The sequence below is a fragment of the Nocardioides pini genome (genome assembly GCF_026712185.1).
Classification (GTDB): domain Bacteria; phylum Actinomycetota; class Actinomycetes; order Propionibacteriales; family Nocardioidaceae; genus Nocardioides; species Nocardioides pini.
Map to the genome: position 1 here is coordinate 344,292 of NZ_JAPPUX010000001.1, position 13,636 is coordinate 357,927.

General features: G+C 73.3%; 17 protein-coding genes. 8 read left to right on the plus strand and 9 right to left on the minus strand.

The window, feature by feature from the left end; all coding sequences use genetic code 11:
* Window positions 1-25 precede the first annotated feature (25 nt).
* From NYO98_RS01665 to NYO98_RS01680, 4 genes are all read left to right on the plus strand, one after another.
* Window positions 26-907: a ribonuclease HI family protein gene (locus NYO98_RS01665; RefSeq protein WP_268109785.1), complete on the plus strand. Its 882-nt coding sequence runs from the start codon at window positions 26-28 to the stop codon at window positions 905-907.
* Window positions 908-997: 90 nt separating this feature from the next.
* Complete coding sequence (locus tag NYO98_RS01670) at window positions 998-1,369, plus strand: hypothetical protein (RefSeq protein ID WP_268109786.1); 372 nt, start codon at window positions 998-1,000, stop codon at window positions 1,367-1,369.
* Window positions 1,370-1,466: 97 nt separating this feature from the next.
* Window positions 1,467-2,723, plus strand: coding sequence for a D-inositol-3-phosphate glycosyltransferase (gene mshA, locus NYO98_RS01675; protein WP_268109787.1), 1,257 nt, complete (start codon window positions 1,467-1,469; stop codon window positions 2,721-2,723).
* Window positions 2,720-3,241, plus strand: a complete 522-nt coding sequence (locus tag NYO98_RS01680) for a type III secretion system chaperone family protein (protein ID WP_268109788.1) — start codon at window positions 2,720-2,722, stop codon at window positions 3,239-3,241. Before mshA ends, NYO98_RS01680 begins: the two co-directional genes overlap by 4 nt.
* Here the strand turns inward: NYO98_RS01680 and NYO98_RS01685 are convergent.
* The 3 genes from NYO98_RS01685 to NYO98_RS01695 all read right to left on the minus strand — a co-directional run bounded on the left by NYO98_RS01685 (window position 3,238) and on the right by NYO98_RS01695 (window position 6,179).
* Window positions 3,238-4,167, minus strand: coding sequence for a DMT family transporter (locus NYO98_RS01685; protein WP_268109789.1), 930 nt, complete (start codon window positions 4,165-4,167; stop codon window positions 3,238-3,240). The genes NYO98_RS01680 and NYO98_RS01685 overlap by 4 nt on opposite strands.
* Before the next feature lie 91 nt (window positions 4,168-4,258).
* Entirely contained in the window at window positions 4,259-4,936 is a 678-nt protein-coding gene (locus NYO98_RS01690) for a response regulator transcription factor (RefSeq protein WP_268109790.1), read from the minus strand.
* A gap of 10 nt (window positions 4,937-4,946) precedes the next feature.
* Complete coding sequence (locus NYO98_RS01695; protein WP_268109791.1) at window positions 4,947-6,179, minus strand: sensor histidine kinase; 1,233 nt, start codon at window positions 6,177-6,179, stop codon at window positions 4,947-4,949.
* Between the two features lie 120 nt (window positions 6,180-6,299).
* Between NYO98_RS01695 and phoU the strand changes: the two genes are divergently transcribed.
* Window positions 6,300-6,950, plus strand: coding sequence for a phosphate signaling complex protein PhoU (gene phoU, locus NYO98_RS01700; RefSeq protein ID WP_268109792.1), 651 nt, complete (start codon window positions 6,300-6,302; stop codon window positions 6,948-6,950).
* A gap of 244 nt (window positions 6,951-7,194) precedes the next feature.
* Here the strand turns inward: phoU and NYO98_RS01705 are convergent, their stop codons facing one another.
* Genes NYO98_RS01705 through NYO98_RS01715 form a run of 3 tightly spaced genes read right to left on the minus strand, consistent with a single transcriptional unit; the run spans window position 7,195 to window position 9,149 of the window.
* Entirely contained in the window at window positions 7,195-7,938 is a 744-nt protein-coding gene (locus tag NYO98_RS01705) for a phosphoglyceromutase (RefSeq protein WP_268109793.1), read from the minus strand.
* Window positions 7,935-8,417 (minus strand): hypothetical protein, encoded by a 483-nt coding sequence (locus NYO98_RS01710; protein ID WP_268109795.1) that lies wholly within the window; start codon window positions 8,415-8,417, stop codon window positions 7,935-7,937. Before NYO98_RS01710 ends, NYO98_RS01705 begins: the two co-directional genes overlap by 4 nt.
* A gap of 21 nt (window positions 8,418-8,438) precedes the next feature.
* On the minus strand, window positions 8,439-9,149 hold the full coding sequence (locus NYO98_RS01715) for a UbiA family prenyltransferase (RefSeq protein WP_268109796.1): 711 nt from the start codon (window positions 9,147-9,149) through the stop codon (window positions 8,439-8,441).
* Window positions 9,150-9,306: 157 nt separating this feature from the next.
* On the opposite strand from NYO98_RS01715, the gene NYO98_RS01720 reads away from it, so the two are divergent.
* Window positions 9,307-9,792: a CarD family transcriptional regulator gene (locus tag NYO98_RS01720; protein WP_056602200.1), complete on the plus strand. Its 486-nt coding sequence runs from the start codon at window positions 9,307-9,309 to the stop codon at window positions 9,790-9,792.
* Between the two features lie 2 nt (window positions 9,793-9,794).
* Complete coding sequence (locus NYO98_RS01725) at window positions 9,795-10,388, plus strand: 2-C-methyl-D-erythritol 4-phosphate cytidylyltransferase (RefSeq protein ID WP_268109797.1); 594 nt, start codon at window positions 9,795-9,797, stop codon at window positions 10,386-10,388.
* Here the strand turns inward: NYO98_RS01725 and NYO98_RS01730 are convergent.
* A complete protein-coding gene (locus NYO98_RS01730) occupies window positions 10,369-11,052 on the minus strand; it encodes an IspD/TarI family cytidylyltransferase (RefSeq protein WP_268109799.1) in 684 nt (227 codons plus the stop codon). The genes NYO98_RS01725 and NYO98_RS01730 overlap by 20 nt on opposite strands.
* Window positions 11,053-11,062: 10 nt before the next feature.
* Complete coding sequence (gene ispF, locus NYO98_RS01735; RefSeq protein ID WP_268109800.1) at window positions 11,063-11,548, minus strand: 2-C-methyl-D-erythritol 2,4-cyclodiphosphate synthase; 486 nt, start codon at window positions 11,546-11,548, stop codon at window positions 11,063-11,065.
* Between the two features lie 36 nt (window positions 11,549-11,584).
* Between ispF and NYO98_RS01740 the strand changes: the two genes are divergently transcribed.
* A complete protein-coding gene (locus tag NYO98_RS01740) occupies window positions 11,585-13,102 on the plus strand; it encodes a molybdopterin-dependent oxidoreductase (RefSeq protein WP_268109801.1) in 1,518 nt (505 codons plus the stop codon).
* Window positions 13,103-13,136: 34 nt separating this feature from the next.
* Here NYO98_RS01740 and NYO98_RS01745 read toward each other — a convergent pair whose 3' ends face one another.
* The gene (locus NYO98_RS01745) at window positions 13,137-13,607 is read right to left on the minus strand and encodes a hypothetical protein (protein WP_268109802.1); all 471 of its coding nucleotides are present in this window, start codon (window positions 13,605-13,607) and stop codon (window positions 13,137-13,139) included.
* Window positions 13,608-13,636: the final 29 nt, after the last annotated feature.

Here is a 13,636-nt window from a genome sequence, read left to right on the forward strand (position 1 = left end):
GCAGCCATCCTGCCAATATGTCCCCGTGATCATCGCGGCGGCTGACGGTTCGGCACTCGGCAACCCCGGCCCGGCCGGCTGGGCCTGGTACGTCGACGACGACTGCTGGGCGTCCGGCGGCTGGCCGCGCGGCACCAACAACATGGGCGAGCTGATGGCGGTGCTCGACCTCCTGCAGCAGACCGCCCACGTCGACGACGAGCTGCACGTCTTCTGCGACAGCAAGTACGTCATCGACTCCGTCACCAAGTGGATGCCCGGCTGGAAGCGCAAGGGCTGGAAGAAGAGCGACGGCAAGCCCGTGCTCAACGTCGAGCTGATGAAGGCCCTCGACGCCGCCATGGAGGGTCGGCGCGACCGGGTCCGGTTCGAGTGGGTCAAGGGCCACGCCGGCCACGAGCTCAACGAGGCCGCCGACAGGCGCGCCAACGCCGCCGCCACCGCCTACCAGCGCGGCGTCGAGCCGGACGCCGGGCCCGGGTTCGCGGGGAGCAGCGTCTCGCACCCCGACGCCGCGGTGGGCCAGGTCGAGGCGGAGCCCGACCTCTTCAGCGACCTCGACGACGCGGAGCCCACCGACGAGGAGCGCGTCGTCGCGATGGAGCGCTCGCTGCTCACCGACGAGGTGCGCGGCGACCGCGCCGCCGTCGCCGCGCTGCTGCACCCCGAGTGGCAGGAGGTCGGGCGCTCGGGACGGCTGTGGACCCGCGACGACCTGCTCGCCGAGGTCGGCCCGATCGAGCCGGTGAGCCTGGACGTCGTGGCCGTCGAGCGGGTCGACCGCGACACGATCCTGCTGCTCTGGCGAGCGCTGGCAGACGACCGGTCCACGCTGCGCAGCAGTCTGTGGGTGCGCACCGGCGGGCAGTGGCAGCAGCGCTTCCACCAGGGCACCGACGAGCCCTGACGGGGCTCGACCGGCCCTGACCGGCCCTGACGGCCGCGGGGGACCGGGCCCGGGACCGCCCATCGGGGTGAGTCGTGGCACACTCGTGCGATGCCTCCTGCGAAGCTCGCTGCGTCGCTCGCTCTCCTGGGCGGCGTGCTCTGGATCCTGCACGCGCTGCTCGGCGGCGGTGACGGCACCCTCCTCGACGTCCTGCACGTCCTCGGCCTCGTCTGCCTGATGGGCGCGTCCGCCGTCTTCGGCACCACGCTCGTGAAGAGCGACGCCGTGGCGGTGCGCGCCGTCGTCGGCGTGGCGTCGGCGCTCCTCGCGCTGTCGGTCGTCGAGGCGTTCCGGCCCGACGGCACGTCGTGGTACGACGGCTTCTGGGGCGTCGTGGCCGTCCTCCTCGGTGGCGTCGCACTGGTGCGCGGCCGGGGCCGCGCGCCCGCCCGCCGGACGTCCGGCGCCCACGCCCGCTGACCGGCGGGGATCCTCGGCGGGAATCCCGGGAGGCCCTGCGGGGTTGTGCCTGAGGTGCCCTGACCGGGGCGCGCAGTCGAGGTCTCGAGGAGGCAACGTGGGCGAGCGGGTCGCGATGATCAGCCTGCACACCTCACCGCTGGACCAGCCGGGGACCGGCGACGCGGGCGGCATGAACGTCTACGTGATCGAGCTCTCCCGTCGCCTGGCCGCCCAGGGGATCGCGGTCGACGTGTTCACCCGGGCCACCTCGTCCTCCCTGCCGCAGGTGGTGGAGGCCGCCGACGGCGTGCTCGTCCGGCACGTCGCCGCCGGGCCGTTCGAGGGGCTCACCAAGGGGGAGCTGCCCGGCCAGCTCTGCACCTTCGCGCGCGAGGTGCTGCGCACCGAGGCGATGCAGCCCCTCGGCCACTACGACGCGGTCCACTCCCACTACTGGCTCTCCGGCCAGGTCGGCGCGCTCGCCCGCGACCGCTGGAACGTCCCCCTCGTGCACTCGATGCACACCATGGCCAAGGTCAAGAACGAGGCCCTGGCCGACGGCGACACCCCCGAGCCCGTGTCCCGCGTCATCGGCGAGGAGCAGGTCGTGGAGGCCGCCGACCTCCTCGTCGCCAACACCGACACCGAGGCCCGCCAGCTCGTCGACCTGTACGACGCCCGCCCCGACGCGGTCGAGGTGATCCACCCCGGCGTCGACCTCTCGGTCTTCGCCCCGCGCGGTCGCGCGGAGGCCCGCCGCGAGCTCGGCCTGCCCGAGGACGCGGCCGTGCTGCTGTTCGCCGGCCGCATCCAACCGCTGAAGGCGCCCGACGTGCTGCTCCGCTCGGTCGGGGTGCTGCTCGAGCAGGACCCGTCGCTGCGGCACCGGCTCGTCGTACCCGTCGTGGGCGGTCCGTCCGGCTCGGGCCTGGAGCACCCCACCGCCCTGGCCGACCTCGCGTCCGGTCTCGGGATCGACGACGTGGTGCGGTTCGTCCCGCCGGTCAGCCAGGCCGAGCTGGCGGTGTGGACCTCGGCCGCCACCGCGGTCGCGGTGCCGTCCTACAACGAGTCGTTCGGCCTCGTCGCCGTCGAGGCGCAGGCGACCGGCACGCCCGTGGTCGCCGCCGCGGTCGGCGGGCTCACGACGGTGGTGCGCGACGGTGTCAGCGGGCTCCTCGTCGACACCCACGAGCCCCGCGACTGGGCCGCCAGCCTGCGCCGCCTGATCGACGACCCGCAGCTCGTCGAGCGGCTCGGCCGCGGCGCGGTCGCCCACGCGCAGGACTTCTCGTGGGAGCGCACCGCCGAGCGCACGCTGGCGGCCTACGAGCGGGCCGGCGGGCGCATGCGTGCTGAGATGGCCTCATGAGCAGCCCCTCCACGCCCGCGACCGCGACGGCCGTCGACGTCGTGCGCGACTACCTCGTCGCCAACGACATCGAGCACGACGAGACGACCCGCGAGGGTGTCGAGGGCGCGAGCTTCTCGCTCACGCTGCCGGGGGAGAAGAAGCTGCAGACGCCCGTCCGCCTCGACGTCGGCGCCCACGCGCTGGGCGTGCACGCCTTCGTGTGCCGCAACCCCGACGAGAACCACCCGCGGGTGCACCGCTGGCTGCTCGAGCGCAACCTCAGGATGTACGCCGTCTCGTTCGCCGTCGACCGCCACGGCGACATCTACCTCGAGGCGCGGCTGCCGCTGGCCGCGGTGGCCCCCGACGAGCTCGACCGCATCCTGGGCTCCGTGCTCGCCAACGCCGACGAGTCGTTCAACGCGATCCTGGAGCTCGGGTTCGCCACGTCCATCCGCAAGGAGTGGGAGTGGCGGATCTCCCGCGGCGAGTCGACCCGCAACCTCGAGGCCTTCCGCGGCTGGCTCGAGGCCTAGGCGACCTGCGGCCGCGCGGCCCGCGGCTTGCGGCGCGTCATCAGCACGCCGACGATCGCCAGCGCGCCGCCCACGAAGCTGAGCGTCGGCGGCACCTCGTCGATCGTCAGCCACGCCACGAGCGTGGCGATCCCCGGCACCAGGAACGTCGTCAGCGACAGCGCCCCGGCGTCGGTGTGGGTGAGCGCGTAGGCCCAGGTCGTGAAGGCGACGGCGGTGGGGAAGACGCCGAGGTAGACGATCCACCACAGCTCGGCGCCCCCGTCGGCGACGATGCCCGGCAGGTCGCCGGAGAAGGGCAGGCAGATGAGCGCGCCCATCAGGAACGACACGAACACGACCTGGACCGACGGCAGGCGGCGCAGCAGGACCTTCTGCGTCAGCACCCCGACGGCGTACATCACCGCGGCGACGAGCACGAGCCCCACGCCGAGGAGGCTGGCGTCCGCGTCGGTCGAGGACCCGCGGGCGATGACCGCGACGCCGGCGAAGCCGACGACCATGCCGCCCAGCAGCCACGCGTGCAGGCGCTCGCCGAACAGCGGGATCGCGAGCAGGGCGACGATCACTGGGCCGATCTGGATGATCATCGCGGCGGTGCCGGCGTCGACGTGGCGCTCGCCGGCGTTGAGGGCCAGGTTGTAGACGCCGAACCAGCCGACGCCACCGGCCGCGAGGAGCATCCACTCACGCCGGGTGGGGCGGACCCACCCGCGGCGCAGCACCAGCGGCAGGACCACCAGCGCAGCGACCAGCAGACGACCCGAGCCGAGCGCGCCCGGGCTCACGTCGTGGGCGACGTGCCGGATCACGACGAACGCCGACGCCCACATGACCAGCGTGACGGCGCCGGCGGTGACCGGCAGCCAGGGGGCGGGGGAGGTGGTGGTGCGGTCGTTCGCGGCGGTCGGGGTCGTGGTCGTCACAAGTCAAGGCTAGGTACGGTCATGACCGACCGCCAGCGCATTTCGGACGCCGTACGCCCACATCCCGCCGCGCCGGATCTCGTCCCTCCGGTCAGAGGTCCAGCTTGTAGCCCAGCCCGCGGACGGTGACGAGGTACTTCGGCTCGCCCGGGTCGGGCTCGAGCTTGGCCCGGAGCCGCTTCACGTGCACGTCGAGGGTCTTGGTGTCGCCGACGTAGTCCGAGCCCCACACGCGATCGATCAGCTGGCCGCGGGTGAGCACGCGGCCGGGGTTGCGCAGGAACATCTCGAGCAGCTCGAACTCCTTGAGCGGCAGCCGCTGCTCCGTGCCGTCCACCGTGACGACGTGGCGCTCGACGTCCATGCGGACCGGGCCGGCCTCGAGGGTGTCGGGCATGAGGTCGGGCTCCTGGCCACGGCGCAGCACGGCGCGGATGCGGGCGACCAGCTCGCGCGGGGAGTAGGGCTTGGTGACGTAGTCGTCGGCGCCGAGCTCGAGCCCCACGACCTTGTCGACCTCGTCGTCCTTGGCGCTGACCATGATCACCGGCACCGACGACGTCTGGCGGATCTGCCGGCAGACCTCCGTGCCCGGGATGCCCGGGAGCATCAGGTCGAGCAGGACGATGTCGGGGCCGAAGCGGTCGAACTCCGTGAGGGCGGTGTTGCCGTCGGCGGCGATGGCGACCTCGTAGCCCTCCTTGCGGAGCATGTAGGCGAGTGCGTCGCTGTAGCTCTCTTCGTCCTCGACGACGAGTACGCGGGTCATGCGGGGGTGCTCATGTGGTCGTCTCCTGCTGTGCTCTGCGTGGTGCGGGATCGGTGGCGGACCTGGGTCGCGCGGGCGCGACGACCTCGACCGGGGTGGTGGTGCTGCCGGTGGCCGGGCCGGGCTCCGAGCTGCGGGGGAGGGTCAGGGTGAACGTCGAGCCCTGCCCCTGGACCGACCAGACGGAGATGTCGCCTCCGTGGGTCGCGGCGACGTGCTTGACGATCGACAGGCCGAGGCCGGTGCCGCCCGTCGAGCGGTGGCGCGCGGGGTCGACGCGGTAGAAGCGCTCGAAGATGCGGTCGATGTCCTCGGCGGGGATGCCGATGCCCTGGTCGACCACCGAGATCTGGACCTGGGAGCCCTCGGACCTGGTCGTGACGACGACGCGCGAGCCGGCGTTGGAGTAGGCGACCGCGTTGGCGACGAGGTTGCTGATCGCCGCGCCGATCTGCTCCTGGGAGCCGAAGACCTCCAGGCCCGGCTCGCCGCGCGACTCCACGGTGATCTGCTTGGCGGTCGCCTCCATCGCGCTGGTGTCGACGGCGGTCGCGACCGCCGCGTCGAGGTCCACCATGACGGGCGTCTCGAGCGGGTCGTGCCCCTGGAGCCGCGAGAGCTCGATGATCTGCTGGACGAGCTTGGAGAGCCGGTCGCTCTCGGTGAGCATCCGCCCGGCGAAGCGCTGCACGGCCTCGGGGTCGTCGGCCGCGTCGGTGACGGCCTCGGCGAGCAGCCGGATCGCGCCGACGGGGGTCTTGAGCTCGTGGCTGACGTTGGCCACGAAGTCGCGGCGCACCGCCTCCACGCGGCGCTCGCGCGTGCGGTCCTCGACGAGGGCCAGCACCAGGCGGGCTCCCAGGGGGGCCACGCGCGCGGTGAGCGTGCGGGTGAGCCCGCCGTCGGGGGCAGGCATGTCGATGTCGCTCTCGCGGATCTGCCCGTCGCGGCGCACCTGCGCGATGAGGTCGAGCAGCTCGGGCACCAGGACGGTGTCGCCGCGCACCAGCCCGAACGCGTACGCCGGAGCCGACGCCTTGAGGACGTGGTCGGACTCGTCGACCACGACGGCGCTCGAGCGCAGGATGCTCAGGACGGCCGCGACGCCCGCCTGCACCACGGGCGGCTCCACCTCGGGCACCCGGTGGCGCTGGCGGTCGCTGATGTGCCACGCGAGGACGGCGCCGCCCGCCACGATGGCTCCGACCAGCGCGGCCAGGGCAGCCTGCGTCGTCGGATCCACGCTCACATCGTACGCATCGCGAACGCGCGTCCCGACCGGATGGAGGGGCGGCACGGAGTGTTCATCCCTCGTTCATCGAGCACGCACATCTGTTCGCTTCGGCTCCCTACAGTGCCCGTCATGCGTGAGGCTTTCCATGACCAGCTCGACGGCATCTTCGCCGACCTCTCCGACATCTGCGGACAGGTCGAGGTGGCAGTGCGCGAGGCCACCAAGGCGCTGCTGAGCGGTGACGTGCACACCGCCGACCAGGTGATCAGCAACGACAAGGCGATCGACGCGGCCCGCGAGCGGGTCGACGACACGTCGTTCGCGCTCCTGTCGCTCCAGCAGCCGGTGGCGGGCGACCTGCGGATGATCGTGTCCGCGCTGCGGATGGTCAGCGAGCTCGAGAGGATGGGTGACCTCTCCGTCCACGTCGCGAAGATCGCCCGCCTGCGCGTGCCGTCGGTCGCGGTGCCCGACGAGCTGCGGCCCACGATGGAGCGCATGGCCGCCACCGCCGAGGACATGGTGCGCCGGGTGCGGGACATCATCGTCGACCGCGACGTCGACGCGGCCATCGAGCTCGGCCGCGACGACGAGGTGATGGACCAGCTGCGCCGCCGCAGCTTCACGGAGCTGCTCTCCACCGACTGGCAGCACGGCGTCGAGGCCGCGGTCGACATCGCCCTGCTCGGCCGCTACTACGAGCGCATCGCCGACCACGCCGTCTCGGTCGCCAACCGGGTCGTCTTCGTCGTCACCGGCGACCTGCCCCCGCGCGACTGACGTACGCCCCGCCGCTGCCGCTCGGCCTCGAGCGGTGCCGGAGCCACATTCCGGTGCTGCGGAACGTGGGTGGGCCACCGCCCGCGGGCGTGTCGTACGACGGCCCGCGCTCGGGCGGTGCCGGAGCCACCTTCCGACGCTGCGGAACGTGGGTGGGCCACCGCTCGGCGCGAGCGGTGAGCAGGACACGGCGCCGAGAGGCGGCGTCACTCCCGCTCGGACCGACTCCGTCGGTCCGAGCTGCTCAGCGACCCTGGTTGGCGACGGCGGCCGCCGCGGCTGCCGCGGCCTCGGGGTCGAGGTACTCGCCACCGGCGACGGTGGGACGCATGTCCTCGTCGAGGCGGTAGACCAGCGGCATGCCGGTGGGGATGTTGAGCCCGGCGATGTCCTCGTCGCTGATCTGGTCGAGGTGCTTGACCAGCGCGCGGAGGCTGTTGCCGTGGGCGGCGACGAGGACGGTCCGGCCGGACTGCAGGTCCGGCACGATCTCGGCCTCCCAGTAGGGCAGGAAGCGCGCGATGACGTCCTTGAGGCACTCGGTGCGCGGCAGCTCGTCGCCGAGGTCGGCGTAGCGCGGGTCACCGGCCTGGGAGAACTCCGAGGAGTCGTCGAGCGGCGGCGGCGGGGTGTCGAACGAACGGCGCCACAGCATGAACTGCTCCTCGCCGAACTCGGCGAGGGTCTGCTTCTTGTCCTTGCCCTGGAGCGCTCCGTAGTGGCGCTCGTTGAGCCGCCACGAGCGCTTCACGGGGATCCAGTGCCGGTCGGCGACGTCGAGCGACAGGTGCGCGGTGGTGATCGCGCGACGCTGCAGCGAGGTGTGCACGATGTCGGGCAGCAGGCCCGCCTCGACCATGAGCTCGCCCCCGCGGACGGCCTCGGCGCGGCCCTTCTCGGTGAGGTCGACGTCGACCCAGCCGGTGAAGAGGTTCTTGGCGTTCCACTCGCTCTCGCCGTGGCGGAGCAGGACGAGCGTGTGCGTCATGAGGCGTCCAGGCCTTCCCAGTAGCCGGCGTCGTCGGGGACGACGGGGACGTTGAGCGAGATGCTCTCGCCGTTGCCGAAGTCGACGGAGAGCGGGACGAAGTTGCCCGCGGTGAAGTCGCCGGTGAGCACGATGTCGGCGGGCGGGTCGGCGAGGTTGACCAGGCCGTTGGCCGGGACCGTGACGGGCTCGAACTCGACGGCCTCGATGGTCGCCCCCTCGCTCCCGGAGAGGCCGGAGACCCCGGTGAGGCTCTGCTCCTCGAGCTCGTCGTTGTTGGACAGCGACGCCACGAAGGTGCCCGACCCCTCGGTGCCGGAGACCACCACGGCGGAGAGCACGTCGACCACGCCCTCGCGGTTGTTGGCGGCACCGGCGGGGGTGTAGGTGCGCTCGGTGGCGTAGTCGAACCCACACGAGGTCAGCGGTGCGGCGAGAGCGATGACCGCGGCGGCGGTCGCGAGGGATCGGAGTCGCATGGCCGACAGCCTAGCGTCGGCTCAGGTCAGTCCGACGGTGCGCCCTGCGATCAGGATCGCGACGACGACGGCGGCGGTCCACACCCCCGCCAGGAGGAGCAGCCGCGGGGTGCCGGTGCGCAGCGCGACCAGCATCGGGAAGGACTTCTCGCCCTCCTCGTGGTCGTCGACGAGGCCGGGCAGGGCGAGGAGCACGTGGACGCCGAGGCCCAGCGCCGCCGCCAGGGCGACCATCACCGGCGTGGGCGGGGTGGGCGAGCCGACCCCGCCCCAGCCGCCGTACGCCAGGAACGCGGGGTAGAGCGCGAAGCTCGCCATCCACGGCACGAACGACAGCGCCCGACCGTGGAGGAACCGGTCACCGACCGCGGAGACCGCGAGGAGCGCGAGGTACGTCGCCCCGGCGCGGCGGCCGTTGGCCACGGCGAGGGGCACGACGAGCAGGAACGCGCACGTGAGCGCGAACCACACGGTGCCGGGGTCGAGCCGGCCCGAGGAGAGCGGCTTGTCCGGTCGCCGTCGGGCGTCACGCTCCCGGTCGGTGAGGTCGTCGACCCAGCCCAGCATGGACTGTCCGACCAGCACGGTGGCGGCGACGAGGCCGACCTCGCGCAGCGGACGCCCGGCGACGGCGGCGGCGGTGCCGAGGGCGACCGCGGACAGGATCGCCTGGCGCGGGTGGGCTGCCCGGAGGAGGAGCAGCGACGGGGGCATCGGTCGGGCCCGGAGCATGGGCCGCAGTATGGCCGAGCGGCGCCCCGTTGGGGGGCGCGCACCACAGCAACAGGCGACTTGTCAAGCCCGCATATGGCCTCTGACCTGCACAAACGCGGCTGGAGGTGTCTCGAACCCGTGTTAGAATGTTCACCTAGGAAGGGGAACTGAACATATGACTTTCACCGTTGGCGAAACGGTCGTCTATCCCAATCACGGGGCCGCGGTCATCGAGGACATCGAGATGCGGACGATCAAGGGAGAGGACCGGCAGTACCTCGTCCTCCGGATCGTCGCCCAGCAGGACCTGGTCGTGCGCGTCCCGGCCTGCAACCTCGATCTCGTCGGCGTCCGCGACGTCGTCGACAAGGAGGGCCTCGACCGCGTCTTCGACGTGCTGCGCGCGGCCCACGTCGAGGAGCCGACCAACTGGTCGCGCCGCTACAAGGCCAACCTGGAGAAGCTGCACTCGGGTGACGTGATGAAGGTGTCGGAGGTCGTGCGCGACCTGTGGCGCCGTGAGCGTGACCGGGGCCTCTCCGCGGGCGAGAAGCGGATGCTCGCCAAGGCCCGTCAGATCCTGGTCTCCGAGCTCGCGCTCGCCGAGAAGACCAACGAGGACAAGGCCGAGGCCATGCTCGACGAGGTGCTCGCCTCCTGAGCGTGGACGACGCCGGCCGAGGCCCCTGGGACGAGGTTCCCAGGGGCCTCGGTCTCGTTCTGGACGAGGACCGCGGCTCCCTGCCCTACGCGCTGATCCACGGCGAGGCGTTGGTGGCCTGCGCCGCGTGGGCGCTGGGGGAGTCCGGGGTCGACCTCGTCGACGCGACCGTGTCGTGGGAGGGGCTCGTCGAGTCCGGCGAGGACCTGGTCCTCCACGACGCCCTGTGCCCGATGACGCCGCCGGCCTTCCTGGCCGCCTGCCTCGAGCGGGCGCGCACCACGGGCCGTCCCGTCGTGGGCGTCCGGCCGGTGACCGACACCGTCAAGGTGGTCGCCGACGGCGCCGTCGGCCCGGTCGTCGGCGAGACGCTCGACCGCGACGACCTCGTGGCCGTCGCCTCGCCGCTCGTCATCCCGGCCGCCGTCCTGGCGTCGCTGGCGCGGCGGCCGTCGCCCGACCTCGCCCGGGCGGTCGCCGACCTGGCGGCCGCGGGTCACCCGGCCGAGACGGTCGAGGCGCCGCCGGAGGGCCGCCGGGTGTCCTCGCCCGACGATCTACGCCTCCTCGACGCCCTCACGGCCCGGTCGCGCTGAGCTCCTCCGCGAGCGCGACGTCCTCGGGGAAGGTGACCTTGAGGTTGAGGGGGCTGCCGGGGACGGCCGCGACCTCGACGTCGCTGTAGGCGGCGACGCACGCCGAGGTGTCTGTGCCCTCGAAGCCGTCGGCTGACGCCGCCCGGTAGGCCGCGAGCACGTCACCGGCCCGGAAGGCCTGCGGCGTCTGCACGCCGCCCACCGTCTCGCCGACGAGCCGCTGGTCGTGGTGCAGCAGGTGGGTCACCGCGACCACCGGGATGGCCCCGCCGACCTCGCGTGCGGCCCCGACCACCGCCGCCCACAGCGGACCCCCCGCCAGCGGACGGGCCCCGTCGTGGACGACCACGACGTCCACCTCGCCCGACTCGACCTCGGGCGCCAGCACCCGCAGCGCCGCCCACTCCGAGGCGTGCCGAGTCGCGCCACCGTCGACGACCAGCACCTCCCGGTCGCCGAGGTGGGGCGCGACGGCCGCCTCCACCGCGGCGCGGTCCTCGGGCCGCACGACGAGCACGAGACGACGTACGTCGGGCAGCGCGAGCGCGTCGCGCACGGACCACACCAGCACGGGGACGCCCCGCAGCGGCAGCAGGACCTTGTTCACCTCGGCGCCGACCCGGCTGCCCGAGCCGGCGGCGAGGATGACGACAGCGGTGGACACGGGTCGCGCCTCAGCGGGTGAGGAGCGCGGTGGCGATCGCCGCCACGCCCTCGCCGCGGCCGGTGAGCCCGAGGCCGTCGGTGGTGGTCGCGGACAGGCTCACGGGGGCGCCGAGGGCGGCGCTCAGCGCGGCGACCGCCTCGTCGCGGCGGGGGCCGAGCCGCGGGACGTTGCCGATGACCTGCACGGCGACGTTGCCGATCTCCCACCCCGCCGCCCGCACCCGGCGGGCGGTCTCCTCCAGCAGCGCGGCGCCCGACGCGCCGGCCCACTCGGGGGCGGACGTGCCGAAGTTGCTGCCCAGGTCGCCGAGCGCGGCGGCGGAGAAGAGCGCGTCGCAGGCGGCGTGGGCGGCGACGTCGGCGTCGGAGTGGCCCTCGAGGCCGGCCGGCTCGTCCGGCCACGCCAGGCCGGCCAGGTGCATCGGCACACCGGCGACGAGCCGGTGCACGTCGGTGCCGATGCCGATCCGCGGAGTGGGGAAGGGGGAGGTCACGTCGGCATCATGCCGGACGCCCGTCACAATGGACGCGTGACCGCTCGCCGTACGCCTTGGGTGCTCGCCGGGGTGCTGGCCGGTCTCGCCGGCCTGGCGACCAGCTATGCCACCGCGATGGTGCTCACCATCCGGGAGGCACCGGTGGTGGCGGTGGCCGAGCTGGTCATCCGGCTGACCCCCGGACCGGTCGCCGAGCGGGCCATCTCTGTGCTCGGCACGTTCGACAAGCCGTTCCTCGTCGGCGTCGTCCTGCTCCTGCTCCTGGGCTGCTTCGCGCTGGCGGGCCTGCTGGCCCGCGGTGGGTGGTACCGCCCGCTGCTCGTCTGGATCCCGCTCGCCGGGGTGGGCCTGGTCGCCGTCCTGAGCCAGCGGGGCGCCGGGCCGGTCGACGCCCTCCCGGTGGCCGTCGGCCTGCTCACCTGGGTGACCCTGCACTCCGCGTTGAACGACGCCCTGAACCGGGGACGGCGCCGCCCGGACCTCGAGTCACGCGAGCGTCGGGTCTTCCTCATGGTCGCCGGTGCCGTCACCGTCGCGGCGGTCGGCATCGCCCTCGCCGGACGACTTGTGGGGGCGGGCCGACGGCACGTCGAGGCCAGCCGACGGCTGCTGCGCATCCCGGGCGTGACGCGCCGCCAGGCGCCCGCGAGCACCTCGGTCGGGCTGGCCGGTGTCGCGCCGTGGCAGACGCCGAACGAGGACTTCTACCTGATCGACACCACCATCGCGAAGCCGACCATCGAGCCCGACGAGTGGTCGCTGCGCATCCACGGCCTGGTGGAGCGGGAGCTCACCCTCAGCTACTCCGACCTGGTCGCCCGCCGGATGACGGAGTCGTGGATCACCCTCAACTGCGTGAGCAACGAGGTCGGTGGCGGCCTGGTGGGCAACGCCCGCTGGAGCGGCATCCGCATCGCCGACCTGCTCGCCGGCCTCGGCGTCTCCGACGACGCCGACTGCGTCCTCCAGACCTCGCACGACGGGTGGACCTGCGCCACCCCTCTCCAGGCCCTCACCGACGACCGCGACGCCATGCTCGCGGTCGCGATGAACGGCCGCCCCCTGCCCATCGAGCACGGCTTCCCGGTGCGGACGATCGTGCCGGGCCTCTACGGCTACGTGTCGGCCACCAAGTGGGTCGTCGACCTCGAGGTGAGCACGTTCGCCGACTCGACCGGCTACTGGACGACGAGGGGCTGGTCGGCCGAGGGGCCGGTCAAGATCGCCTCGCGCATCGACGTCCCGCGCGCCGGTGACGACGTCGACGCCGGCCCGGTGTCGTTCGGCGGCGTGGCCTGGCACCAGCACACCGGCATCGACTCCGTCGAGGTGCAGGTCGACGGCGGGGAGTGGACCCGCGCCGAGCTCGGCGGCGTGCCGTCGGTGGACACGTGGGTGCAGTGGAAGGTGACCATCGACGTTCCGGAGGGCGACCACGAGGTCCGGGTCCGGGCGACCGGCAAGGACGGCGAGACCCAGACGAGCGTCGTACGGTCCCCCGACCCCGACGGGGCGACCGGCTGGCACACGGTCGAGTTCAGCGCCGGCTGACGCCTTCCGGCGTGATCGGGGAGCGCCGGCCTGCTCAGGGCGAGCCGGGAGTCCCCGATCCGACCTCGCAGCCGGGGGAGCACGGGTGTGGGCTCCCCTCCCATCCGCGAAGCGCGAAGAAGGCGGCGAGCAGTCGAGCGGTGCGGCACGGCCAGCCGAAGACCTGGGCGCAGCGCAGCCGCGGCACGACCAGTCCGGAGGCGATGTCCTGCAGGTCCCGGTCGGCGTCCGAGTCCTTCTGCCCGCTCCCGTCGTGGTGCCCGCCGTCGAGCTCGACGTGTGCGTCGAGGCCGGCGAACGAGGTGTCGCGGTACTCCCTCCCGCGCCGCCCGCGAGCAGGTGCTTGCCGGCGGGTCGGCAGCGGCAGCCCGTGCGGACGCAGCACCCGGTCGAGGAGGCCGTGCTCCAGCACGGAGTGCGTGCCCGCGGCCAGGTCGTCGATCAGCGCGACGACGAGACCGCGGCGGGCGTGCCGGGAGCGGGCACCGAGGTCTGCCGCGAGCACGGTCGGCCGCGAGGACCGCCGCCGTCTCG

Bases quoted from the DNA above. Each gene is read 5' to 3' on its own strand.
- NYO98_RS01670 (WP_268109786.1), top strand. From the start codon at position 998: ATGCCTCCTGCGAAGCTCGCTGCGTCGCTCGCTCTCCTGGGCGGCGTG.
- NYO98_RS01680 (WP_268109788.1), top strand. From the start codon at position 2,720: ATGAGCAGCCCCTCCACGCCCGCGACCGCGACGGCCGTCGACGTCGTG.
- NYO98_RS01690 (WP_268109790.1), bottom strand. From the start codon at position 4,936: ATGACCCGCGTACTCGTCGTCGAGGACGAAGAGAGCTACAGCGACGCA.
- phoU (WP_268109792.1), top strand. From the start codon at position 6,300: ATGCGTGAGGCTTTCCATGACCAGCTCGACGGCATCTTCGCCGACCTC.
- NYO98_RS01705 (WP_268109793.1), bottom strand. From the start codon at position 7,938: ATGACGCACACGCTCGTCCTGCTCCGCCACGGCGAGAGCGAGTGGAAC.
- NYO98_RS01710 (WP_268109795.1), bottom strand. From the start codon at position 8,417: ATGCGACTCCGATCCCTCGCGACCGCCGCCGCGGTCATCGCTCTCGCC.
- NYO98_RS01715 (WP_268109796.1), bottom strand. From the start codon at position 9,149: ATGCTCCGGGCCCGACCGATGCCCCCGTCGCTGCTCCTCCTCCGGGCA.
- NYO98_RS01720 (WP_056602200.1), top strand. From the start codon at position 9,307: ATGACTTTCACCGTTGGCGAAACGGTCGTCTATCCCAATCACGGGGCC.